Source organism: Clostridioides sp. ZZV14-6153 (genome assembly GCF_020657855.1).
Taxonomy (GTDB): domain Bacteria; phylum Bacillota; class Clostridia; order Peptostreptococcales; family Peptostreptococcaceae; genus Clostridioides.
In genome coordinates this window covers 463,613-483,513 of the sequence record NZ_JAGWCZ010000001.1, presented here as the reverse complement: position 1 = coordinate 483,513, position 19,901 = coordinate 463,613, and the positions used below count along the sequence as shown (strand labels likewise).

The window sequence follows — 19,901 nt, the reverse complement described above, 5'->3', positions numbered from 1 at the left end:
TTTTCTCTCTATCACTTTTACCTTATCCTTAAATTTTCTATATTCCAATTTTCTTACATACTATTTACCTTAATAATCAAAATATCTACTACTTTTTTTGTTTAACAATTATAAAAAAATCGTCATTATTTTGAAAAACAAAATTATTTCTTTCTTGACATCATTATGCATATATAGTACTCTTTATGTAAAGTAGTATATATACATATTAATATCAATTATTATTCCTATAAAAAATAGCATCACTAATAAAATAAATTTTCAGGAGGTTCAAGACTATGAATTATAACTTACTTACTCTTTCATGGGAAGATATTTTAAATTTAGACAAAGAAAAACTAGTAGTATTTGTTGGTATAGCTCCAATTGAGGAACATGGTAGACACTTACCAATAGGAGTGGATATTTATGAAACAGATGAGTGGATTAACCTTGCAATTGATAAACTAGACTCAATTTTACCTAGTTATTGTTATGGAAAGCTTCCTATAATACCTTTGGGATTTGCAGATATGGGAACTTTCCCAGGTAATATTCATGTTAGCCGTGAATTAATTTATAAAATAATTTATAGTACATTAGAGAATATAGTCAAATGGGGTGTTAAAAATATCATTGTTATATCTGCTCATGCTGACCCATTACATACAATCGCTGTAGAACAAGCCTGTGAATCAATCAACAAAGAATATGGTATAATTTCCATTGCACCTATGGGCTCAATTTTTAATTATGAGCAAAAAAGAATTTTGAAAAAACTTTCTAATTCTGTTGAAGAAAAAATCAAATTATTTCCAAACGATTTTCACGCAGGCTGGATTGAAACATCAAATATGTTAGCACTATATCCTGAATTAGTAAGTGATAATTATCAAGAGCGACCTGATATATCTATTCAAGATAATGAAATGATGAACATTCAACAAGTTATTAATACAATTAAAAATGAAGGTCATATTGGATTTCCTAAAGAAGCGAGTAAAGAATTAGGAATTGAATTAAACAATGATACTGGAGAACAAATATGCATAGCTACACATAATTTTATTCTTCGTTCTAATTATGAAAAATATATGAATCATCCTTTATACCATGTATCAAGCCTAAAACTTAAAATCTAAAACTTATAATTACTATAGCACTTAATTTTTTAAACCAATACAATCCATTTATAACATATAAAAAAGCTGCATAAACTCTGATAAATAAATATAAATAATATAATAAAAGTGGCACTTATTAAGTGCCACTTTTATTATATTATTTATATTACATATTTACTTGTTTTGATTTTTATATAATTCAAGTAAATATTTATATTGCCAATCATGTTCTTTATTAGCATCTTTATTTTTATAAGAAACAACTTTTACATAATAAATATCTACATATTGACCATAATTTTAATAAATTATTGAGTATATTTTATCTAGAAATTTAATTTTTTTGTTCTCCATCAAGTTTTTTAAAATAATCTTTATTATATTCAGCTAGATAATCTGTACCTCCTCCAGTGATTACATTTAAAAGTTTCATTGCAAACTCAGGACTAGCTTTACATATATAATTATCCCCAGACTTAACAAGTTCTAAAGAGATTGTAAACTCTTTTTTATTTGCAGAATCAATATCTTTCATCGTTGGATTAGGCATCATTTCTCCTAATTTAGGAGGATTCTTTTTTAATATAGAAACCATATCTGTATTATTGACTTTTAAAGCTACAATAACTTTATCGCCTTTTTTCTTTATATCTTCAATTTTCCAAGACATATTTTTAGAATACATTTTAAATCCTTCTTTATCGCTATATATAAGATTACCTAACCCTGATTCGGGAAAATATTTATCTACTTTATCAGAATCTTGAGTCTTTATTGCATTAAACATATTATCTACTTCACTTTTTATTTTATTGTCATTATTACACCCAGTTAATACTAATACTGAGATTGCAAACATTATAATACATATAGTAATTTTCTTCATTAAATTATTTCTCCTTACATTTTTTTAAAAATATTGATTTATCCTTTATATTCTTTGAAAAAGTTGTAGTAATTGCATTTTGAGGGCAAGCTTTTATACAATCACCACATCTAATACATTCTAAACTATTTACATCTTCATATATTGGAATATCAAGTTTACATTTTGCCTGACATGCTGTGCAATTTGTACATTTATCTTTATCAATTTTAAATCTATATATTGAAATAGGATTAAATAAACTATAAATTGCACCTAAAGGACATAAGTACCTACAAAATGGTCTATAAATCATTATTGACATTAATAAAATCAATATCAAAATACTTAATTTCCAGCTAAATAAGAATCCTATGGATTCTTTTAAACTTTCATTTTCTAAAATAAGAGGTACCCCACCTAATAGTGTTCCTGAAGGACAAATCCACTTACAAAACCAAGGATTCCCACCACCTGCTACATTTACAATAGTAATTGGTAAAATAATTACAAAAACTATTAAAACTATGTATTTTAGATATTTTAAATATTTATCACCATAAACTTTTTTTACTTTTAATGGAAATGGTATTTTATATAATAAATCTTGAATAAGTCCAAAAGGACAAAGCCATCCACAAACAAAACGTCCAAAAAAAGCTCCAAATGCCATTAAAAAACCCACAACATAAAATGAAAATTTATAATCCCTACTTGATAAAACGGCTTGTAGTGAACCTATCGGACATGCACCTAGTGCCCCTGGACAAGAATAACAATTTAATCCAGGTACACACAAGTTTTTGCTTTTTCCACCATAAATAGTCCCTTGCAAAAAACCATTTATATATCCATTTGTTAATGCTGTAAATGCAACCTGAGTAATAAGTCTTATATTATTGTTTATTTTTGATAATAACTTCATGATTGCTCTCCTAACCAATACCAATACATTCAAGGCAAATCATAATTGCCTTAGTTAATACTACATTTGCTTCTCCACGATATACGCCCAATACAATAAATGAAATACCAATTACAATAATAGAAATACCTTTTTTATTTTCTTTAATAAAGTTACTCATTACTTTTTACCATCTTTAATCTTTCGTCTATAATTTTTTTCCATTCTTCTTTGCTATTTGCACCTGCAACTTTATCACCTACAAATTTTCCGTTCTTGTCTACAAAATAAGTTGTTGGAAACTCTATAATTCTTTTAAAATCAGTCTTTTTCAAACCTTCAGATACTGTTAATTGTTGATAGGTAGCATTTGATTTTTTCATAATATCTTTAACTAAGTCTCTCTCTTTATCTGAAAGACCAGTTTTCATATCAGCTCCATCAACTTCTACAACTAATCCCTTTATAGCTACATTTGAATTATTACTTTCATATTCTTTTGATAAAGCTTCAAGTTCTGGCATTTCACCTACACATGGACCACACCAAGTAGTCCAAACATTAATAAGTGTAAGGTCTTTACTTGAAAACACCTCCTTTGTTACCTTATTTCCATCTACATCTTTTGTTTCTAGATTAGAGAACCATTCACTATTCTTTTTGCTTGTGTCTATAGGCTTAGACTCTTTTTTACTACAACCAGAAAGTATACCTAAAGCAAAAACACATCCTAAAACTAATACAAAAAACCTTTTCATACTTCACACTCCTAATATCTATATAATATATAAAATTGTTGATTGAAATAAGAGTAACCCATCATCTATACTATAGTTATTATATTTAATAAATAATAGCTAACCTAAAGAAAACTATATTGAAGATATATAGTTACTAAAATATACTTCTTATCAAACAAAATCTTATATATATGATAAACTGTAAAACTTAAGATTATATACCTATATTTCTAAAGATTTTCTTAAGATATAATTATCTTTTCAATACAATATAATTATTCTTTCAATAAAAGTTCATTAATCGCTATTCTATAAATCCTACTTAACATAAGTTATTATTGATTTAAAGCCATTTATAGTATTAACAAAGTTTTTCTTGACTATATAGTTACTATATACTTTATTATATATAGAGAGTAATAAAAGGAGGTAAAATTTATGGAAAATTTATTTACAAGAAAATTCACTACCTTTGAATTTCTAAAATTTGTTTCTCCTGCAATTATATCCATGGTATTTATATCTTTATACACAATAATAGATGGTATATTTGTGTCAACATTAGTTGGCTCAGATGCTCTTGCCAGTATAAATATTGTACTACCCATAATCAACCTTGTTTGTGGTTTTGGAATAATGATGGCAACTGGTGGAGGAGCCATAGTTTCTATACGTATGGGGGAAAATAGACAAGATGAAGCCAATTCTACATTTTCTTTTATAGTTTTATTTTCATTGATTATTGGAATTTTATTCACAGTAATCTCGTATTTTTTTGTCAAAGAAATATCTATTTTACTTGGAGCAACTGATAAACTACTACCTTATTGTATAACTTATGGTAAAGTAATGATTTTATGTACACCTTTTTATATTTTAAAATTTATATTTGAATATTTTGCAAGAACTGATGGAAACTCTAAATTTAGTTTATTTCTATCAGTAATTGGAGGTGTAACAAATATAATATTAGATTACGTGTTTATTAAATATTTTGGAATGGGTCTTCTAGGTGCTGCTGTTGCAACTGCTATAGGTATCATTTTAACTTGTATTTTAGGTGTAGCCTACTTCTTATCAAGTAAGTCTACATTAAAACTAAAAAAACCGAAAATTGATTTTAGACTTATAAGAGATACAATGATAAATGGTTCTTCTGAAATGGTTACAGAATTATCTACAGGAATTACAACATTCTTATTTAATATAGTTGCTTTAAGATTAGCAGGAGAAACTGGACTTGCAGCTCTTACTATAGTACTTTATGCTCACTTTTTGATGACATCGGTTTATCTAGGTTTTGCTGCTGGAGTATCACCATTGATAAGTTATAATTTTGGTGCTGAAAATAGCGATAAGTTAAAAGAAACATTTAAACATTCTTTAAAATTTATATTTGTTTCTTCTATTTTAGTTTTTATTGTAGCGTTAGTTTTTGCACCACTTATTGTTAGAGTTTTTGTAAATCCTGATAATGGAGTATTTGGTTTAGCTTTACAAGGTCTAAAAATATTTGCTTTTGCTTTTTTATTTGTTGGCATAAATATATTTGCATCAGGATTTTTCACATCATTTCACAACGGAAAAATTTCAGCTATTATATCTTTTAGTCGTGCCTTTGTTTTTATAATTATAGGAATTATAATTCTTCCTCCTATATTGCATCTAAATGGATTGTGGCTTACTGTTCCATTTGCTGAAATTATAACTATATTTATATCTATATTGTTTATAAAAAAATATAAGAGTAAATATAAGTATTAGTAAAATATACTTGTTAAAGTTAATAAAGCTAGCTTAAAGTAACCGTATTCAAATTTCACTTTAGAAACTTTATATTTGCAATGAAATTAAAGCCCTTAAAATCCAAAACAAATGGTTTTTAAGGGCTTTTTACTAGTACTATTTAAATCTACTTTTAAGGTAATTTTTATTTTAACTATAATAAATCATTTGCATAATCCTTGATTGGAGCTCTTCTAAGTAGTAATATTATTAAGGCTATACAAATAAATATGGCTCCTACTTTTAACCCTAATAAAACAGAAGGATTTGCAAATAAAATAATAATTTTATCTAAATGTATAAGCATTTTTTGTGTATGTTTAATTGCAAAGTTAACTACATAAATTAATATCAATATTGGTAATCCTATCAATAGAGTAAAGCTAGTAGCTTTTCTAACTCTATATGTAAAAGCACCCAACAAAGCACCTATCAAACCTATACACATTTCACTAATACATAAATTTATAAAATAATTTAAGTAAGCTAGTGGCATATTTGCTGTTGATGATTCTATTATCATGGGTATAGAAGTCCAAAGTAAATCTTGTTTCAGTAAAGATAATATATCCACCTTATAACCAGTTATAAACTCCATAGATAACTTTGATAAAAATATTAAAACTATACTTATAATAGAAAGAACAAAGGACAAAATAATTAAGGTTAGTATAATAGCTTTTATACAATTATTTCTATCTGCCCTTATACTTAAAGCTCCTGAAAAATCTTTATTTACTATGGATATTCCATATACAAATATTAGTATACTTATATAGTTTAAAAGTGGCGTTGTGAAAGATGATAAGTCTTGTTTAGGCAAATTAGCAAAAGTTACAATAATAAGTGGTAAAACATTTAAAAAAGCACCCATTACCAAAAATAAAATTATATATAGTTTTGTATTTTTATTAAAAAATTTCATATATGGTCTTAATTCATTCAATTACAAAACCTCCTTTTTAGTCATACTTACAAACATATCTTGTAATCCTATGTATCCTACATCTATATTTGAATTTTCAATTATATTTTCATCGTTTTTACTAAAGTCACCATAGTAAAAGTAGGCAACTGTATTTCCAAATGATTTCTTAGGCTTTACATTTCTTATTGCTTCTAACTTTTCTACTTCTTCTCTGCTTCCAGTAATATAATGAGCTTTTTGTTTTATAGTATCAATATCTTCATCTATAATAATCTTACCTTCATTTAATATTATTACATGCTCTAATAAATCATCTATTTCATCAATCAAATGAGTTGATATTATTATCGTTCTTGGATTTTTTATATAATTATCTAAGATTACATTATAAAATTCTTGCCTGTTTACTGCATCTAGGCCAATTGTTGGTTCATCAAATATAGTGATGGCTGAATTGGAACAAATTCCTATTATATTTGAAAGTATAGTCTTCATTCCCCTAGACAATTGTCTATACTTTTTCTTTATATTTAAATCAAAATATTTACATAGTTTTTCTTCTAATGCCTTATCATAATTTTTATAGAAGCTAGAAGAAAACTCGAATATTTGACCTACTTTAAAATCTGAATTATAAAATTCTTTTTCTCTTACAATACAAATATCTTCCAATACTTTTAAATCTTCTTTTATATTTTTTCCTGAAATTTCTATCTCTCCTTCATTCTGAATTAATTGATTTACTATTATATTCAATAATGTAGTTTTCCCAGCACCATTTTTTCCTAATAAACCATATATTTTATTTTCTTCAAAATTCAGAGACACGTTATCAAAAATCTTTTGTTTTTTAAAGCTATGAGATAAATTTTTTATCCTAATAGAACTACTCATACATTACTCCCCCTTAAAATTTATTATAATATCGACTAATTCTTCTCTGTTTATTTCTAATTTATCTGCTTCTTGAAGTAGATTTTTTATAAAATTATTTTTAAAGTTTTCTTTCCTAACTTCTTTTATGATACTTCTTGCTCCCTCTGATACAAACATTCCTATCCCTCTCTTCTTATATAAAATATTCTTATCAACTAATGTATTTATTCCTTTCAAGACTGTAGCAGGATTAATTTTATAAAGCTTTGAAAGTTCAGTTGTTGATGGAACCTGTTCTTCTTCTTTTATACCATCTGATAATATTTCATCTTCAATTGCTCGTGCTATTTGAATAAATATGGGTTCTTCATTATTTAATATTAATTTCATAGATTCCTCCTTCCTAAGTTAGTTAATTACTTAAGTAACTAACTATATGACTATAGTATATTATAAAATCTTCTCTGTCAATACTAAATAAAAAAACAGAGGGAAATTTCCCTCTGTTTTTTTATTTTATAAATTTATAATTAAACTAGTATCTAATTGTTATTGATTTATCCATAAATCAATAGTTTTAATAACCTGTTATATCTTCATTTTTTAATATTTTACATATTGAACTAGTACCTAATCTTTCAGCACCTGCCTCTATAAATTTTTCTGCATCAGAAATCGATTTAACACCTCCAGCAGCCTTTATCTTAACATTTTTTCCAACATGCTCTTTCATAAGCTTTATATCTTCCAAAGTAGCTCCACATGTTCCCATTCCAGTAGATGTCTTTATAAAATCTGCACCAGACACTGTTACTATCTCACACATCTTTACTTTTTCACATTCCTCTAAATAACATGTTTCTATAATAACCTTTAATATTTTCTCTCCAATAATTGCTTTTATTTCTTTTATCTCATTTTCTATCTTATCATAGTCTCCATTTTTAATGTCTGAAATATTTACAACCATATCAACTTCATCTGCTCCATTTTTAATTGCATCTTCAGCTTCAAATACCTTTGTTGCAGTAGTTTGATATCCTAGAGGAAATCCTATTACTGTACATACCTTTATTTTACTATTTAAATATTCTGCTGCTCTTTTTACATATGATGGTGGTATACAAACTGATGCTACATTCATATTTATAGCCTCATCACATAAAACCTTAATATCTTCCCATGTCGTTATAGCCTTTAAAATAGTATGGTCTACCGTTTTTAATATGTGTTTCATAAAATCCTCCTAAATATATAATTAATATAGTTAAACTAGTTTTTTAAGTGTAACTTTCTTTTGGCAATATTTAATATCATATCAACTTCTTCAACTTTAAAAATGGTCATTAGTAATGTATAAATTCCACCTCCAACTATTACTGAAATGGTTAATGATACTAATTCGTTAAGTCTACCTACTCCTAAAAGTCCAAATATAAATTTATACGTAAAATATGATAAAATTCCCATAATAACTGATGCTACTAATGATTTTAAGGTTGCTTTTATTATCTTATCTTGTCCAAAATAACCTACTTTCCTTCTTAAATTTAGGAAAAGTAACAATATACATGCAATTGATGATGAACTAGTTGCAAGAGCAAGACCACCATGAACCATAGGTTTTATTAAAATTAAATCTAGCACTATATTTACACAAACAGATATAATACCATTTACCATAGGTGTTTTTGTATCTTGTAATGAATAAAAAACTTTACCTAATATATCTCTAAGTCCGAATGCAGTCATTCCAACTGCATAGAAAACTAAAGCAGTTGCTGTCATTTGAGTTGCTCTAGCATCAAAAGCTCCTCTTTCAAATATAATTCTAACAACTGGATTTGCAAAAACAATAGACCCAACTGAAATAGGAATCATAGAAATTATTATCATATTGACACTAGATTTAACTGAACTTGTAAATTTTTTTTGATTATTCTCTGCACTTAATTTCGACAGCATGGGATACATAACAGACACTATTGAGGCTGTAAATGTCCCTGTAACAAAACCATTTAGCCTATCTGCATAAGTAAGTGCTGGTATGCTACCTTTAACTAATGTAGATGCTAAAGTTGTATCAACTAATGAGTTTACTTGATTAACAGCAACACCTATAAACACTGGTGAAAGTAATGCCAGCAATTTTATAAGACTATCATCTTTAAAGTCTAAGTAAAATGAATATTTGTAATCTGTTTTTTTAACAAAAAACAGGTAAAAAAGTAGCTGAACTATCATAGCAACTACAGCACCAACTGGAAGTACATATGGTCCAAATACGGTACTTATCATTATTGAAATAATTATTACTATATTATAGGGGATACTACCAAATCCAACTATAATAAAATTTTCTTTTATTTGTAAAAATGCTGACATAACACTAGTGATACCTATAAATATTATTCCTGTTATAAGTACTTTAGTAAATTTTACAGTAAGCTCAAATCTTTCGCCTTCAAATCCTATAGCAAATATACTCACAAGTTGTTTTGAAAAAATCACACCCAGTATAGCTACAATTATGCATATACCAACTATTATATTTAAAACATTGTTTAAAAATTTTACTGCTTGTTTTTCACCTTGTTTACTACTTATATCTTGATACATTGGTATAAAAGTAGTAACTATAGCAGTTCCTATTGCTGCAAATATAATATTTGGTATATTCATAGCTGTCAAATAACTTTCTGTATACAAACCTGTTCCATAAATTGACGATAAAACTAATTCTCTACCCATGCCAAGAATCTTAGATATTACAGTAACTATCATCAAGTAAAAAGTTGCTTTAGCTACCTTGCTCATTTTATCACTCCACTTCTAACACACTTCTTTTAGTTCAGTAAAAGCCAGCCTATTATATATAATTTAATATATTATTCCTACATTTTACAAAGATAATAGTAGTTGTTTATTTTTTAATATATCATAAATAATATTACCTTCATGTTTTTTATTTCTACAACATTTTCTATAATTACAATTTAAATCTAATAGTATAAATTTAATTGAGCTCACAGAAATGGAGTTATTATTTTCTAATCTTGGTAAAACAAAAACACTTATATTGGTTATATATTCAAATTTCATTTTATTCATTTCTTATAACTTAATAATCTCCACATAAGGAAAATATATAATCATTTTTAAGTTATATTTTAACATATTTTATCTATTTTGAAAAATTTTAATCACTTTTACTAAATAACTATTCATTTAAAGAAAATTTAAAAAAGTATTCTCCTCAATGAAGAATACTTAACAGAAATATATAAGTGCATTTTAAAGAAAATATATCAATATGATTATTAATAATCGTCACTAAGCTAGTAAAAACTCAACTTTTCTACAAGTTAAAGTAATGTAGAAGTAATTTTTATTTTATTAACTTCATGTTTTCCTATTGAAAAACCATTATTGACTATGCGTAAGTATAACAAAAGAAAAAATAAAAGCAGGAGAATCTTTCTCCTACTTTCTTTTATATTAGCTTTAAAATATTAATAAAAATGCTTTAATTGTTTTAATTTACTTGGATGTCTTAATTTTCTTATTGCTTTAGCTTCTATTTGTCTTATTCTTTCTCTAGTAACTCCAAACACTTTTCCAATCTGTTCTAATGTCTTAGGGTCATCATCATCAATGCCAAATCTCATTCTCAAAACCTGCTGTTCTTGTTCTCCAAGACCTGTAAGTAATTCTTCTATTTTTTCTTTTAAATTATGTTGTTCCACTTCATACATTACAACATCTTTAAAATCAGCATCTGATGGTATAAATTCAACTAAACTACTATCTTCATCTTCTTTTAATGGTGTATCCAAAGATACAACATTTTTATCTCGTTTTAATAATTCCAATACTTTCTCAACCTCAAGACCACAAGCATCTGCAATCTCATCTACAGTTGGTTCTCTTAATAATACATTTAAAAGTTCTTGTTTCTTTTTCTTTACAAAATTTATTCTTTGGTGAAGATGTATAGGTATTCTAATAGTATTTTCGCAATCATCAATATATCTTGTTATGCTTTGTTTTATCCACCATGTGGCATAAGTGCTAAATTTGTATCCTTTTTTATAATCGTACTTCTCTACTGCTTTTATAAGTCCTATATTTCCCGCTTGAATTAAATCTAGCATATCAATACTATCTCTTTTATATCTTTTTGCTATGCTCACTACCAACCTATAATTTGAATTTATAAACTTTTCCTTTGCTACTGAAGATGAGTTGATTATTTCCTTTGCCAGCTCTACCTCTTCTCCCGCTGACAACATTTTGTATTCCTCAATTTCCTTTAAATACATTTTCATCGCATTTGATACATTTGATGAACCCACACAAATATAATTTTCATAATTATTTTCTTTTTTAGTATCCATAATCAAACCCCTTCTATTCATAGAATTTGCTAAAACAAAAATAAATAATTTAAAACTACATAATCTGCAATTACATAATATCCTCTTCTTCAAATAAGTTGTTTTGTATATTATGTATACAAAGTTATAAAAACTATACCTATAATATTATTCTACTTCTAACCCTAATATCCTTCTTATATATATAATTTATTTTATTATATATTGTTATATCCTAAGTTTTTAAATTGATATATGTCTAAAAAAAGACTGTTAATTAAACAGTCTTTTTATATATATATGCTTGTTATTTACTTTTCATGATGATTGCATCCACATCCACAATTTTCATCGTGATGATGATGTTCTTCTTCTAAAGCTTTAACTTGTTGTTCCATCTCATTAAACTCTTTTACCATTATGTCATAAGTTGGAAGTGCTGCCTCAGTATCATACTCTTCGCCTCTCCAATCAGCATACATCATAGCATCACCATTAGTTAAAACCAATCTACCTGACATAGTTATGTTATCTACTTCTTCTAGAAATTCTATTTGTTTTTGTAAAACTTCCCCTTCTAATTCTACATCTTCATCTAAACACTGTACTATCATTACTGGAGCGTAATAATCCTCATCATCTTTAACATTTACAATAATATCTAAAGTTCCCTCTGCACCTTCTTCAAATTCTGCTAATTCAACATTTGTATCAATCATATCCTGAGGTACTAATAAATCTTCTATTAAATATTTTATTACTCTATCTTTTACTAATTCTTTTGACATTTATTTTTTCTCCTTCCGATTCTATAACATTATCATAATCATTTCTATATTATAGTATACTACATTAATTGTTTTTTCAATCTCTTATAAAAATTATTTTTTTATTATTTACCTTATATTACCTTTTTTATTACAAACTTGTAATCGCATTGATTTAAAAAATAGTTTATATTTAGTATAATAGAAATGTAGCACATATTTTTATTCAATATATTGATAAAATATATATTGAAAATGTAATGTATGTTAAATCTAGGAGGATTATTATGAAGTTTAAAAAACAAATTAGCTCTATTATTATATCTACTATGCTTGTGTTTGGAAGTTTAAACCTTGCTTATGCAGATGGTACAAATGTTGTTACACTTGGAGCTAACTTATCAGAGTCTCAAAAGCAACAAATGCTTAATTATTTTGGAGTTAAAAAAGACCAAGTCTTAGTTTTAGATGTAACAAATGCAGAAGAAAGACAATATTTACAAGGTGTTGCAACAGAGAGCCAACTTGGTAAAGTTACTATTTCTTGCTCATATGTTGAGCCTACAACAAAAGGCAATGGCATTAATGTTAAAACAGCAAATTTAACTTGGGTAACTAGCTCAATGATTGCTTCAACACTTACAACAGCTGGCCTTGAAAATGCAAATGTTATTGCTGCTGCTCCATATCCTGTAAGTGGTACTGGTGCATTGACAGGAATTATGAAAGCATTTGAAGATGCATCAGGAAAAAAACTTGACGAAACAAAAAAGGAAATTGCTTCTGAAGAGTTAGTAGTTACAGGTGATTTAGGAGATGATATAGGTCAAGAAAAAGCAACTGGTGTAATGAATGATATAAAAACAGAAATTGTAAAAAATGGTACAAAGGATACTAATCAAATAGCCAACACAATAAATAATGTTGTAAATAATTACAATATTACTATTACACCAGAACAAAAAGAGCAAATTCAAGGTGTAATGAAAAAAATAGCTGACCAGGATTATGATTACAACAACATGAAAAATACATTAGACAATGTATCAAATAATGTAAATGAACAATTAAAAAAATTAGGTGAAAGTGTTAAGGGCTCTGGAATACTAGATACTATAGGTGGATGGTTTAGTGGAATAGGAGATTGGTTCTCTGGTTTATTCTCAGGAGGAGATAAAAAAGATCTAGGAATCTTAAATAACACTAATGATGAGTCTCTTGGCTCAAATGCTGTGATAAACTCTACAGATGGTGTTCAAATAGATCCACAAGATAATACCAACTCTAATGATAATAGCAATACAAATAATTCAGAAAATAATAGTGAAAATAATGGTAGCTCTCAATCAGGTGAAAATAACACAACTAATAATTCTGAAAATCAATCCAATACTGACGACTCAGTTGGTTTCTTTGAAAAAATAAAAAATTGGCTTTCAGGCTTATTTTAAAAATTAAGTAAAAAAAAGAATTGCCTAACATAGAAATTTTCTATAAAAGGCAATTCTTTTTATTTCCAATAAATTCTTAGTTACTCACTCATTTTTTGAGATTTTTCTATACATGCACATATAGCTTTTATAACAGATGCTCTAAAACCTTCCTCTTCAAGGACTTTAACTGCTTCTATAGTAGTCCCTCCAGGTGAGCATACCATATCTTTTAGTTCACCAGGATGTTTTCCTGTTTCAAGTACCATTTTTGCAGAACCCATAACTGCTTGTGCTGCAAATTTATATGCTTGTTGTCTTGGCATTCCTGCAATTACTGCTGCATCTGCAATAGCTTCTATAAACAAAAACACATAGGCTGGTGCAGAACCACTCGCTCCAATCACTGCTTCTATAAGATATTCTGGTACGACTTCAGTGTTTCCAAAAGAACTAAATACTTCTACCACTGCTTCTAAGTCTTCATCTTTTATATTTTTATTTATAGATATTGAAGACATAGCCTCATTTACAAGTGCAGGAGTATTAGGCATAGTTCTAACTATTTTTTTATTTTCACCTATAATTGCCTCTATATCTTTTATAGATTTTCCTGCTGCTATTGTAACTATAATTTTACTATCATCTACAAAATCTTTTATCTCTTCTAAAATATCATCATATATGTCTGGCTTAACAGCTACAATTACTATATCAGAATTTCTAGTAACCTCTTTTGAATCTTTTGTAGTATTTATACCAAAATTTGCATGTATTCTATCAAGAGTTCCTTGAGTATATGCTGATGCTGTTACCATATTAGGTTCAACTAATTTTGAATTTACTATACCACCTATCATAGCACTGGCCATATTTCCTGCACCTATAAATCCAATTTTTTTCACTGTAATACTCCTCCTTAAATAAGTAGTAACTAAATTTTAAGCTTCTTTAACTGTATCAGAATTTTCAAATGGATTTGGTATACTTACCACTAAAATTCTTACCATCTTATTAGTATAGTTAACCCAATTGTGATTGTTCTTTTCACTATTGTAGTGTATTGTATCACCTGGATACATTTCAATTTGCTCATCACCCAAAAACACTGTAAGAGTGCCCTCTAAAACATATACAAATTCTTCACCACTATGTACATAGCAACAAATTTCTTCACTACTTTTACTTGGAAGAATTTCAATTAATCTTGGTAACATAGTTTTTTCTTTTAAATTAGATGATAAATGATAATGTATAAATGTTGAATTTTCTACATCAAAAACTTCTTTTTCATAACTTCTTAATACAGGTCTCTTATGCTCCTTTGGCTTCATAAAAAAGTAAGTCAAATCTACATCCAATACATTTGCTATTTTACCCAATGAATCTGTTGCCACACTTGTTAATCCTCTTTCAAGTTGTGACAAAAATCCAATTGATAAGTTTGTTTTCTCACTCATATCTTTCAGTGTCATTTGTTTTTGAGTTCTAAGTTGCTTTATTTTTGCTCCTATGTCCTTATTCAAAACCATCACCCCTAAATAATTTTAATTTTTTCATAATATAAATATAAGAATATAAATATAGGCTATTATATCTATAATATTTCACCTCGAAAAAACTTTATTAGTATAAATATAATTTATTCACTTTCTTTTGTCTACACATTTATCATTATTTATAATTTATTATTGTATATGTCTCTACCTAATTTAGTAAAAGTTATTAATTATTTCTATATTTTTTAATATATCTGATTATTATTACTTTTTTTATATTATAAAACTATATTATAAAACTTAAGTTATTCATATAATTTGCTTTATTATTTATATAGTTTATAATATATAAATCTTATTAGTATAATTTTTATCAGATTACTATCTTTAATTTGTGTACATTGCATTATATAGTTTATTTGAATTTAACTATTAAAAATTAAACTTATTATATTGCTATTTCTACAGATTCTTACATCCTTTATAATAATTATAACATAATTTTACAATTTAATAGTATCTATTCAATGCCTTTTTTTATTTATACAACATCTTATATTTTATAGTCCAAAACTATACATATTTTTCTAATGTTTATACAGATACAGCCTTGTTATTTCCTAATTTAGCAATCGTTATCAAAATATTTATCATCTTTTTAAATTCCATTTTTAATTTTTCTGTCTAACAATAATTTTCATAACAAAGCATATGAAATCATCTTATAACCTCAATCATACGATTTTAAATATATCTCTATTCTAAAGATACTTTCTTTTTTTGTCAAAATTTTTCTATTTTTTATAAATAATTATTTGTTGTAATAAATAATCTGTTTAATATAAAATAAACCAACTTTATGTATAAACACGACTATTCTTAATAAAATGCGTCCAAAAGTTAATATTCATTTATTTTATAGTATAATATTATCATACTTATTTTATTGAAATATATCTTTGTTTGTATAAACAAAACAATTGAAAATAATTATAAAAATCTACTAAAAATACATCTTCTCCTCTATAAATTTATTTATACTAAAATAAAAATTCTGTAAAAAATAAGATATATATTTATAAAAAATAATTTTTATAAATATATATCTTATTGATATCAGTACTTACTCTATATAAAAACGCCATAAAAAATCTTTTGCTTCTTCTGCATAGTCTATATTTATACGTTTACTAATTTTTATATCCAATTCGCCTTCACTACATACCTTTTTTCCTTCATTATCATAATAAAAGTCACTTATATATAATTCTTCACCCATTATACTCTTACTATTTAAGCTTCTATCTATTTTTAAAGCCTTACAAAGTTTTCCTGGTCCATTAGTAATATTTTTTATTTGATACTTACTCAAATTATCATACAATTTATTATATCTATTTATAGATATCTCATCTAAAGAAGTTATTGGTTCCACACCTCTTATCAACACACACTCTGGTACATTTTCTATATTTGCTGATAGATTTAGACAATTGTACATACCATAAATTAAATAAACATATATATGTCCACCATCTAAATACAGAGGCTTAGTTCTCTCAGTTCTTTTATCACCATATACATGTGCACCTTTGTCATTTATACCCATGTATGCCTCTGTCTCTACTATCTTGGTAACAATTGTTTTATTTTCATACTTTCTTATTAAATATTTACCTAATATAGATTTAGCTAAATCAATTCCATTTTTCCTAAAAAAATCCTTTTCCAAAATTTCACCTCATAAAGTTTATTTATAGTCAGTTAAATACAGCTAAAATTATAAGTAAAATTAGTCTGCTTTTAATTGTATATTAATATATAAAATAATGGATTTCAATATTTACTACTTATATATATCAAAAAATTCTATCTCGAATTTTTCAATATTATCATTGTAATTTGATTTATCATAGACTTCTTCAACTACTTCTTTAATTGGGAATATGATTTTCACCTCTGTTCCTTCTCCTAATTTACTATCTATATAAATTTCTCCATTTTGAATTTCAATTAACGATTTTGCAAGACACAATCCTATTCCACTGCCGAATTCGTTTGATATACCACTATTTTCAATTTGTTTAAATCTATTAAATATGTCATTTAATTTTTCCTTTTCTATACCTATTCCAGTATCTTTTATAAGTATTTCTACATTTGCACCTTCTTTATATATTCCTACAAGTATTTCTCCACCTTCTAAAGTAAACTTTATAGCATTTGATAATATATTCAATATTATCCTTTCTATAGATTCTGGGTCAAGACCTACTCTCATAGTTTCCTCATTTGTATCAAAAACTAAGTCGATTCCCTTAGATTTTGCATAACTGCTAATGGATGTAACTATTCTTTCTGTTATATCGATAATATCAAAGTTAACTGCTTTAATCTTATATATTTCTGATTTAACTTGAGAAATATTTATTATATTATCTATTAATCTTAATAATCTAAACATGTTTTGTTTAGTTATTTTTATGTGTTCTCTTAATATATCTTGACAGTCAATTATCTTGCCTTTTTTATAAAGATTCTCGATAAGCTGAACTGAGCTATAGATATTATTTAAAGGAGTCTTGAGTTCATGAGATATATTAGCATAGAACTCCATCTTCATCTGGTCATACTGTCTTTGTTTTATTAATGCTTTTTTAAGTCTCTCAGACTCTCTTTGTACACTTAAATCTTTAATGATTCTCACTCTACTTCTCTTCTGTCCAAAGTATAAGGTTCTTGATATCATATTTACTTCTTTAATATGATTGTTTTCATTTACTATATGAATACTTTTTTCTCTTTCACCTATATTTAAATTGTTTATGTATTTTTTTACCAAGATATTTCTATATTTTTGTGTTGTTACTCCTAGTACATCACTTGATATTCCAAATAATTCTCTAAAAGCTCTATTTGTATAAAGTACTCTTGATGTACTTAAATCTTCAAGAAAAATAGCCTCTGGTATAGCATCTAATAATTTTTCATATATTATTTTTTGTTCATTTACTGTTCTAAGTATATTTATTTCTTTGGTTATATCTCTAAATGTAAGTAACTTAAATAATTTATTATTTGACCAATAATCTCCAACTCTCACTTCTTCAACATGTTCTTCACCATCTGAATCAGACATTACAAAATTAACTATACAATTTGCTGTATCATTATAACTTACTATTTCAGCTTTCTTTTCTTTTGTTAGATTTAATCTTTTAAAGTCTCTATTATCAAAGAAATCTATGTTAAAAGTTTCAAAATATTTTTCTAATGTCATATTAACTAGCTCTTTTGATGTACATTTAAAACTCTTTTCATATTTTTTATTTATGCTTATTACTTTATTCTTCTTTATACCACCTTCTGCACTTCTTACAAGTATAGGAGAGGGTATATTTAATATTATATTTTCATAATCTTTATTTATAGCCCTTATCTCTTTATCCATTTTTATTTCATTTGTAATATTATTTAAGCTTATTAAATAATTACTTTCTTCTTCATTATTACTTAAACTTAGCAAATATATTTTATTATTTAGCTCTACTTGTTTATCAATTATACTTATATCCTTATCAAATTTTTTTAGCTTTTCAGCTACACACTCATCTTCTTTTATAAAATTTAATATGTGATAAAAGTTTTTCATGTCCTTTGAAAATTCATCTTTAAATGCATTATTTGTATAACTTATATTAAAATCATAATCTGTTATTATCCATACATTTGGTATAGTATCAAGTGCTTGTCTTAATAACTCCTTTCTTTCATCTATGTAATTTTTTAATGTTTTCTGTATAGTCATATCCTTTTCTATTGCTAGATTTATCTTACTTAATTGTTCTGACTTTTTACTTAACTTCTTATTTATTGAATTTAATTCATAATATGGATATACTATTCTATTACTTAGACTGTATACATACACATAGTAAGTATGATTACATAACAATAAATACACTACTCCTATTAATCTATCTGTATCTACTATACTAATTTGACAAGTTGTTATAAAACCTATAATAGTTGCAAATAAAGCAAAGTATGATAAATTTTTTATTAAGCTATAATGTTCAGCTTCACTATTGATTTTGTTTAATACAAACAATAAATTGAACAAAGATATGACAATATTAATTGACATAATAATCATATTCAAATAAAAGTTATTAAAAATACTTCGTAGAAAATAATCTACTATTACAAAAGTACTGTTGAAAATCAACAAATGACTTATTCTCAGTTTTTTTATTTTAGAAATTGTTAAGTATATAAATGTAGATATATTAATTATACTTAAATTGAGTATCATAACTTGGAATTTTTGAATCTCTAATTCTGCTATGCCTAAAATCCCCACAAAAACTAATACAAGGCATCCTAATTTTAGTATATTTATAAATTCATCTTTTTCAAAACTAGTTATATAAACTATAGAATATCCAAATATCCAAAGTAAAATTATCCTATACATATTTATGGAAACTGTATACAAATTTATATTCAAAAGTGCAATAATTAAAAATAACCCATTAGCCAATATATAGACCTTATTCTTCCTTAAAGTTCCCTTAGATTCCATATTCCCCACCACTTCTTCATTTTTATATAGTTTTATCTATAAA

General features: G+C 26.0%; 18 protein-coding genes. 3 read left to right on the top strand and 15 right to left on the bottom strand.

Annotation, left to right across the window (positions count from 1 at the left end; genetic code table 11):
- Positions 1-278: 278 nt before the first annotated feature.
- Positions 279-1,121 (top strand): creatininase family protein, encoded by an 843-nt coding sequence (locus tag KGF46_RS02260; protein WP_227827369.1) that lies wholly within the window; start codon positions 279-281, stop codon positions 1,119-1,121.
- 316 nt (positions 1,122-1,437) lie between these two features.
- On the opposite strand, the gene KGF46_RS02255 is transcribed toward KGF46_RS02260, so the two are convergent.
- From KGF46_RS02255 to KGF46_RS02240, 4 genes are read right to left on the bottom strand one after another with little or no spacing between them, the layout of a single operon-like run.
- Positions 1,438-1,989: a hypothetical protein gene (locus KGF46_RS02255; RefSeq protein ID WP_227827368.1), complete on the bottom strand. Its 552-nt coding sequence runs from the start codon at positions 1,987-1,989 to the stop codon at positions 1,438-1,440.
- Between the two features lie 4 nt (positions 1,990-1,993).
- A complete protein-coding gene (locus tag KGF46_RS02250; protein WP_227861310.1) occupies positions 1,994-2,893 on the bottom strand; it encodes a 4Fe-4S binding protein in 900 nt (299 codons plus the stop codon).
- Between the two features lie 10 nt (positions 2,894-2,903).
- On the bottom strand, positions 2,904-3,053 hold the full coding sequence (locus KGF46_RS02245; protein ID WP_227827366.1) for a CD1871A family CXXC motif-containing protein: 150 nt from the start codon (positions 3,051-3,053) through the stop codon (positions 2,904-2,906).
- Positions 3,046-3,630, bottom strand: coding sequence for a TlpA family protein disulfide reductase (locus KGF46_RS02240; protein ID WP_227827365.1), 585 nt, complete (start codon positions 3,628-3,630; stop codon positions 3,046-3,048). The genes KGF46_RS02245 and KGF46_RS02240 overlap by 8 nt, the downstream gene beginning before the upstream one ends.
- A gap of 420 nt (positions 3,631-4,050) precedes the next feature.
- Here KGF46_RS02240 and cdeA point away from each other — a divergent pair, with 420 nt between their 5' ends.
- On the top strand, positions 4,051-5,376 hold the full coding sequence (gene cdeA / locus KGF46_RS02235; protein ID WP_227861777.1) for a multidrug efflux MATE transporter CdeA: 1,326 nt from the start codon (positions 4,051-4,053) through the stop codon (positions 5,374-5,376).
- 175 nt (positions 5,377-5,551) lie between these two features.
- Here cdeA and KGF46_RS02230 read toward each other — a convergent pair whose 3' ends face one another.
- From KGF46_RS02230 to KGF46_RS02200, 7 genes are all read right to left on the bottom strand, one after another.
- A complete protein-coding gene (locus tag KGF46_RS02230) occupies positions 5,552-6,343 on the bottom strand; it encodes an ABC transporter permease (protein WP_227856591.1) in 792 nt (263 codons plus the stop codon).
- A complete protein-coding gene (locus tag KGF46_RS02225; protein ID WP_227827362.1) occupies positions 6,344-7,219 on the bottom strand; it encodes an ATP-binding cassette domain-containing protein in 876 nt (291 codons plus the stop codon). It lies immediately after the preceding gene.
- A 3-nt stretch (positions 7,220-7,222) separates the two neighbouring features.
- Positions 7,223-7,591: a GntR family transcriptional regulator gene (locus KGF46_RS02220; protein ID WP_227432872.1), complete on the bottom strand. Its 369-nt coding sequence runs from the start codon at positions 7,589-7,591 to the stop codon at positions 7,223-7,225.
- Between the two features lie 187 nt (positions 7,592-7,778).
- Positions 7,779-8,438 (bottom strand): deoxyribose-phosphate aldolase, encoded by a 660-nt coding sequence (gene deoC, locus KGF46_RS02215; protein WP_227841903.1) that lies wholly within the window; start codon positions 8,436-8,438, stop codon positions 7,779-7,781.
- 35 nt (positions 8,439-8,473) lie between these two features.
- Positions 8,474-10,018 carry a murein biosynthesis integral membrane protein MurJ gene (gene murJ, locus KGF46_RS02210; RefSeq protein WP_227861776.1) on the bottom strand — a complete coding sequence of 515 codons (1,545 nt, stop codon included), beginning with the start codon at positions 10,016-10,018 and terminating at the stop codon, positions 8,474-8,476.
- A 695-nt stretch (positions 10,019-10,713) separates the two neighbouring features.
- Positions 10,714-11,598: an RNA polymerase sigma factor RpoD/SigA gene (locus KGF46_RS02205; protein ID WP_227841904.1), complete on the bottom strand. Its 885-nt coding sequence runs from the start codon at positions 11,596-11,598 to the stop codon at positions 10,714-10,716.
- 290 nt (positions 11,599-11,888) lie between these two features.
- Entirely contained in the window at positions 11,889-12,365 is a 477-nt protein-coding gene (locus KGF46_RS02200; protein WP_227841905.1) for a type I restriction enzyme HsdR N-terminal domain-containing protein, read from the bottom strand.
- A gap of 266 nt (positions 12,366-12,631) precedes the next feature.
- Between KGF46_RS02200 and KGF46_RS02195 the strand changes: the two genes are divergently transcribed.
- The gene (locus tag KGF46_RS02195; protein ID WP_227827358.1) at positions 12,632-13,795 is read left to right on the top strand and encodes a DUF1002 domain-containing protein; all 1,164 of its coding nucleotides are present in this window, start codon (positions 12,632-12,634) and stop codon (positions 13,793-13,795) included.
- An 80-nt stretch (positions 13,796-13,875) separates the two neighbouring features.
- Here the strand turns inward: KGF46_RS02195 and proC are convergent, their stop codons facing one another.
- From proC to KGF46_RS02175, 4 genes are all read right to left on the bottom strand, one after another.
- Positions 13,876-14,679 (bottom strand): pyrroline-5-carboxylate reductase, encoded by an 804-nt coding sequence (gene proC / locus KGF46_RS02190; RefSeq protein ID WP_227856595.1) that lies wholly within the window; start codon positions 14,677-14,679, stop codon positions 13,876-13,878.
- Positions 14,680-14,715: 36 nt separating this feature from the next.
- The gene (locus KGF46_RS02185) at positions 14,716-15,306 is read right to left on the bottom strand and encodes a helix-turn-helix domain-containing protein (protein ID WP_413840640.1); all 591 of its coding nucleotides are present in this window, start codon (positions 15,304-15,306) and stop codon (positions 14,716-14,718) included.
- Between the two features lie 1,090 nt (positions 15,307-16,396).
- On the bottom strand, positions 16,397-17,005 hold the full coding sequence (locus tag KGF46_RS02180) for a DNA-3-methyladenine glycosylase (protein ID WP_227827356.1): 609 nt from the start codon (positions 17,003-17,005) through the stop codon (positions 16,397-16,399).
- A gap of 114 nt (positions 17,006-17,119) precedes the next feature.
- Positions 17,120-19,858, bottom strand: a complete 2,739-nt coding sequence (locus KGF46_RS02175) for a PAS domain-containing sensor histidine kinase (RefSeq protein ID WP_227827355.1) — start codon at positions 19,856-19,858, stop codon at positions 17,120-17,122.
- Positions 19,859-19,901 lie beyond the last annotated feature (43 nt).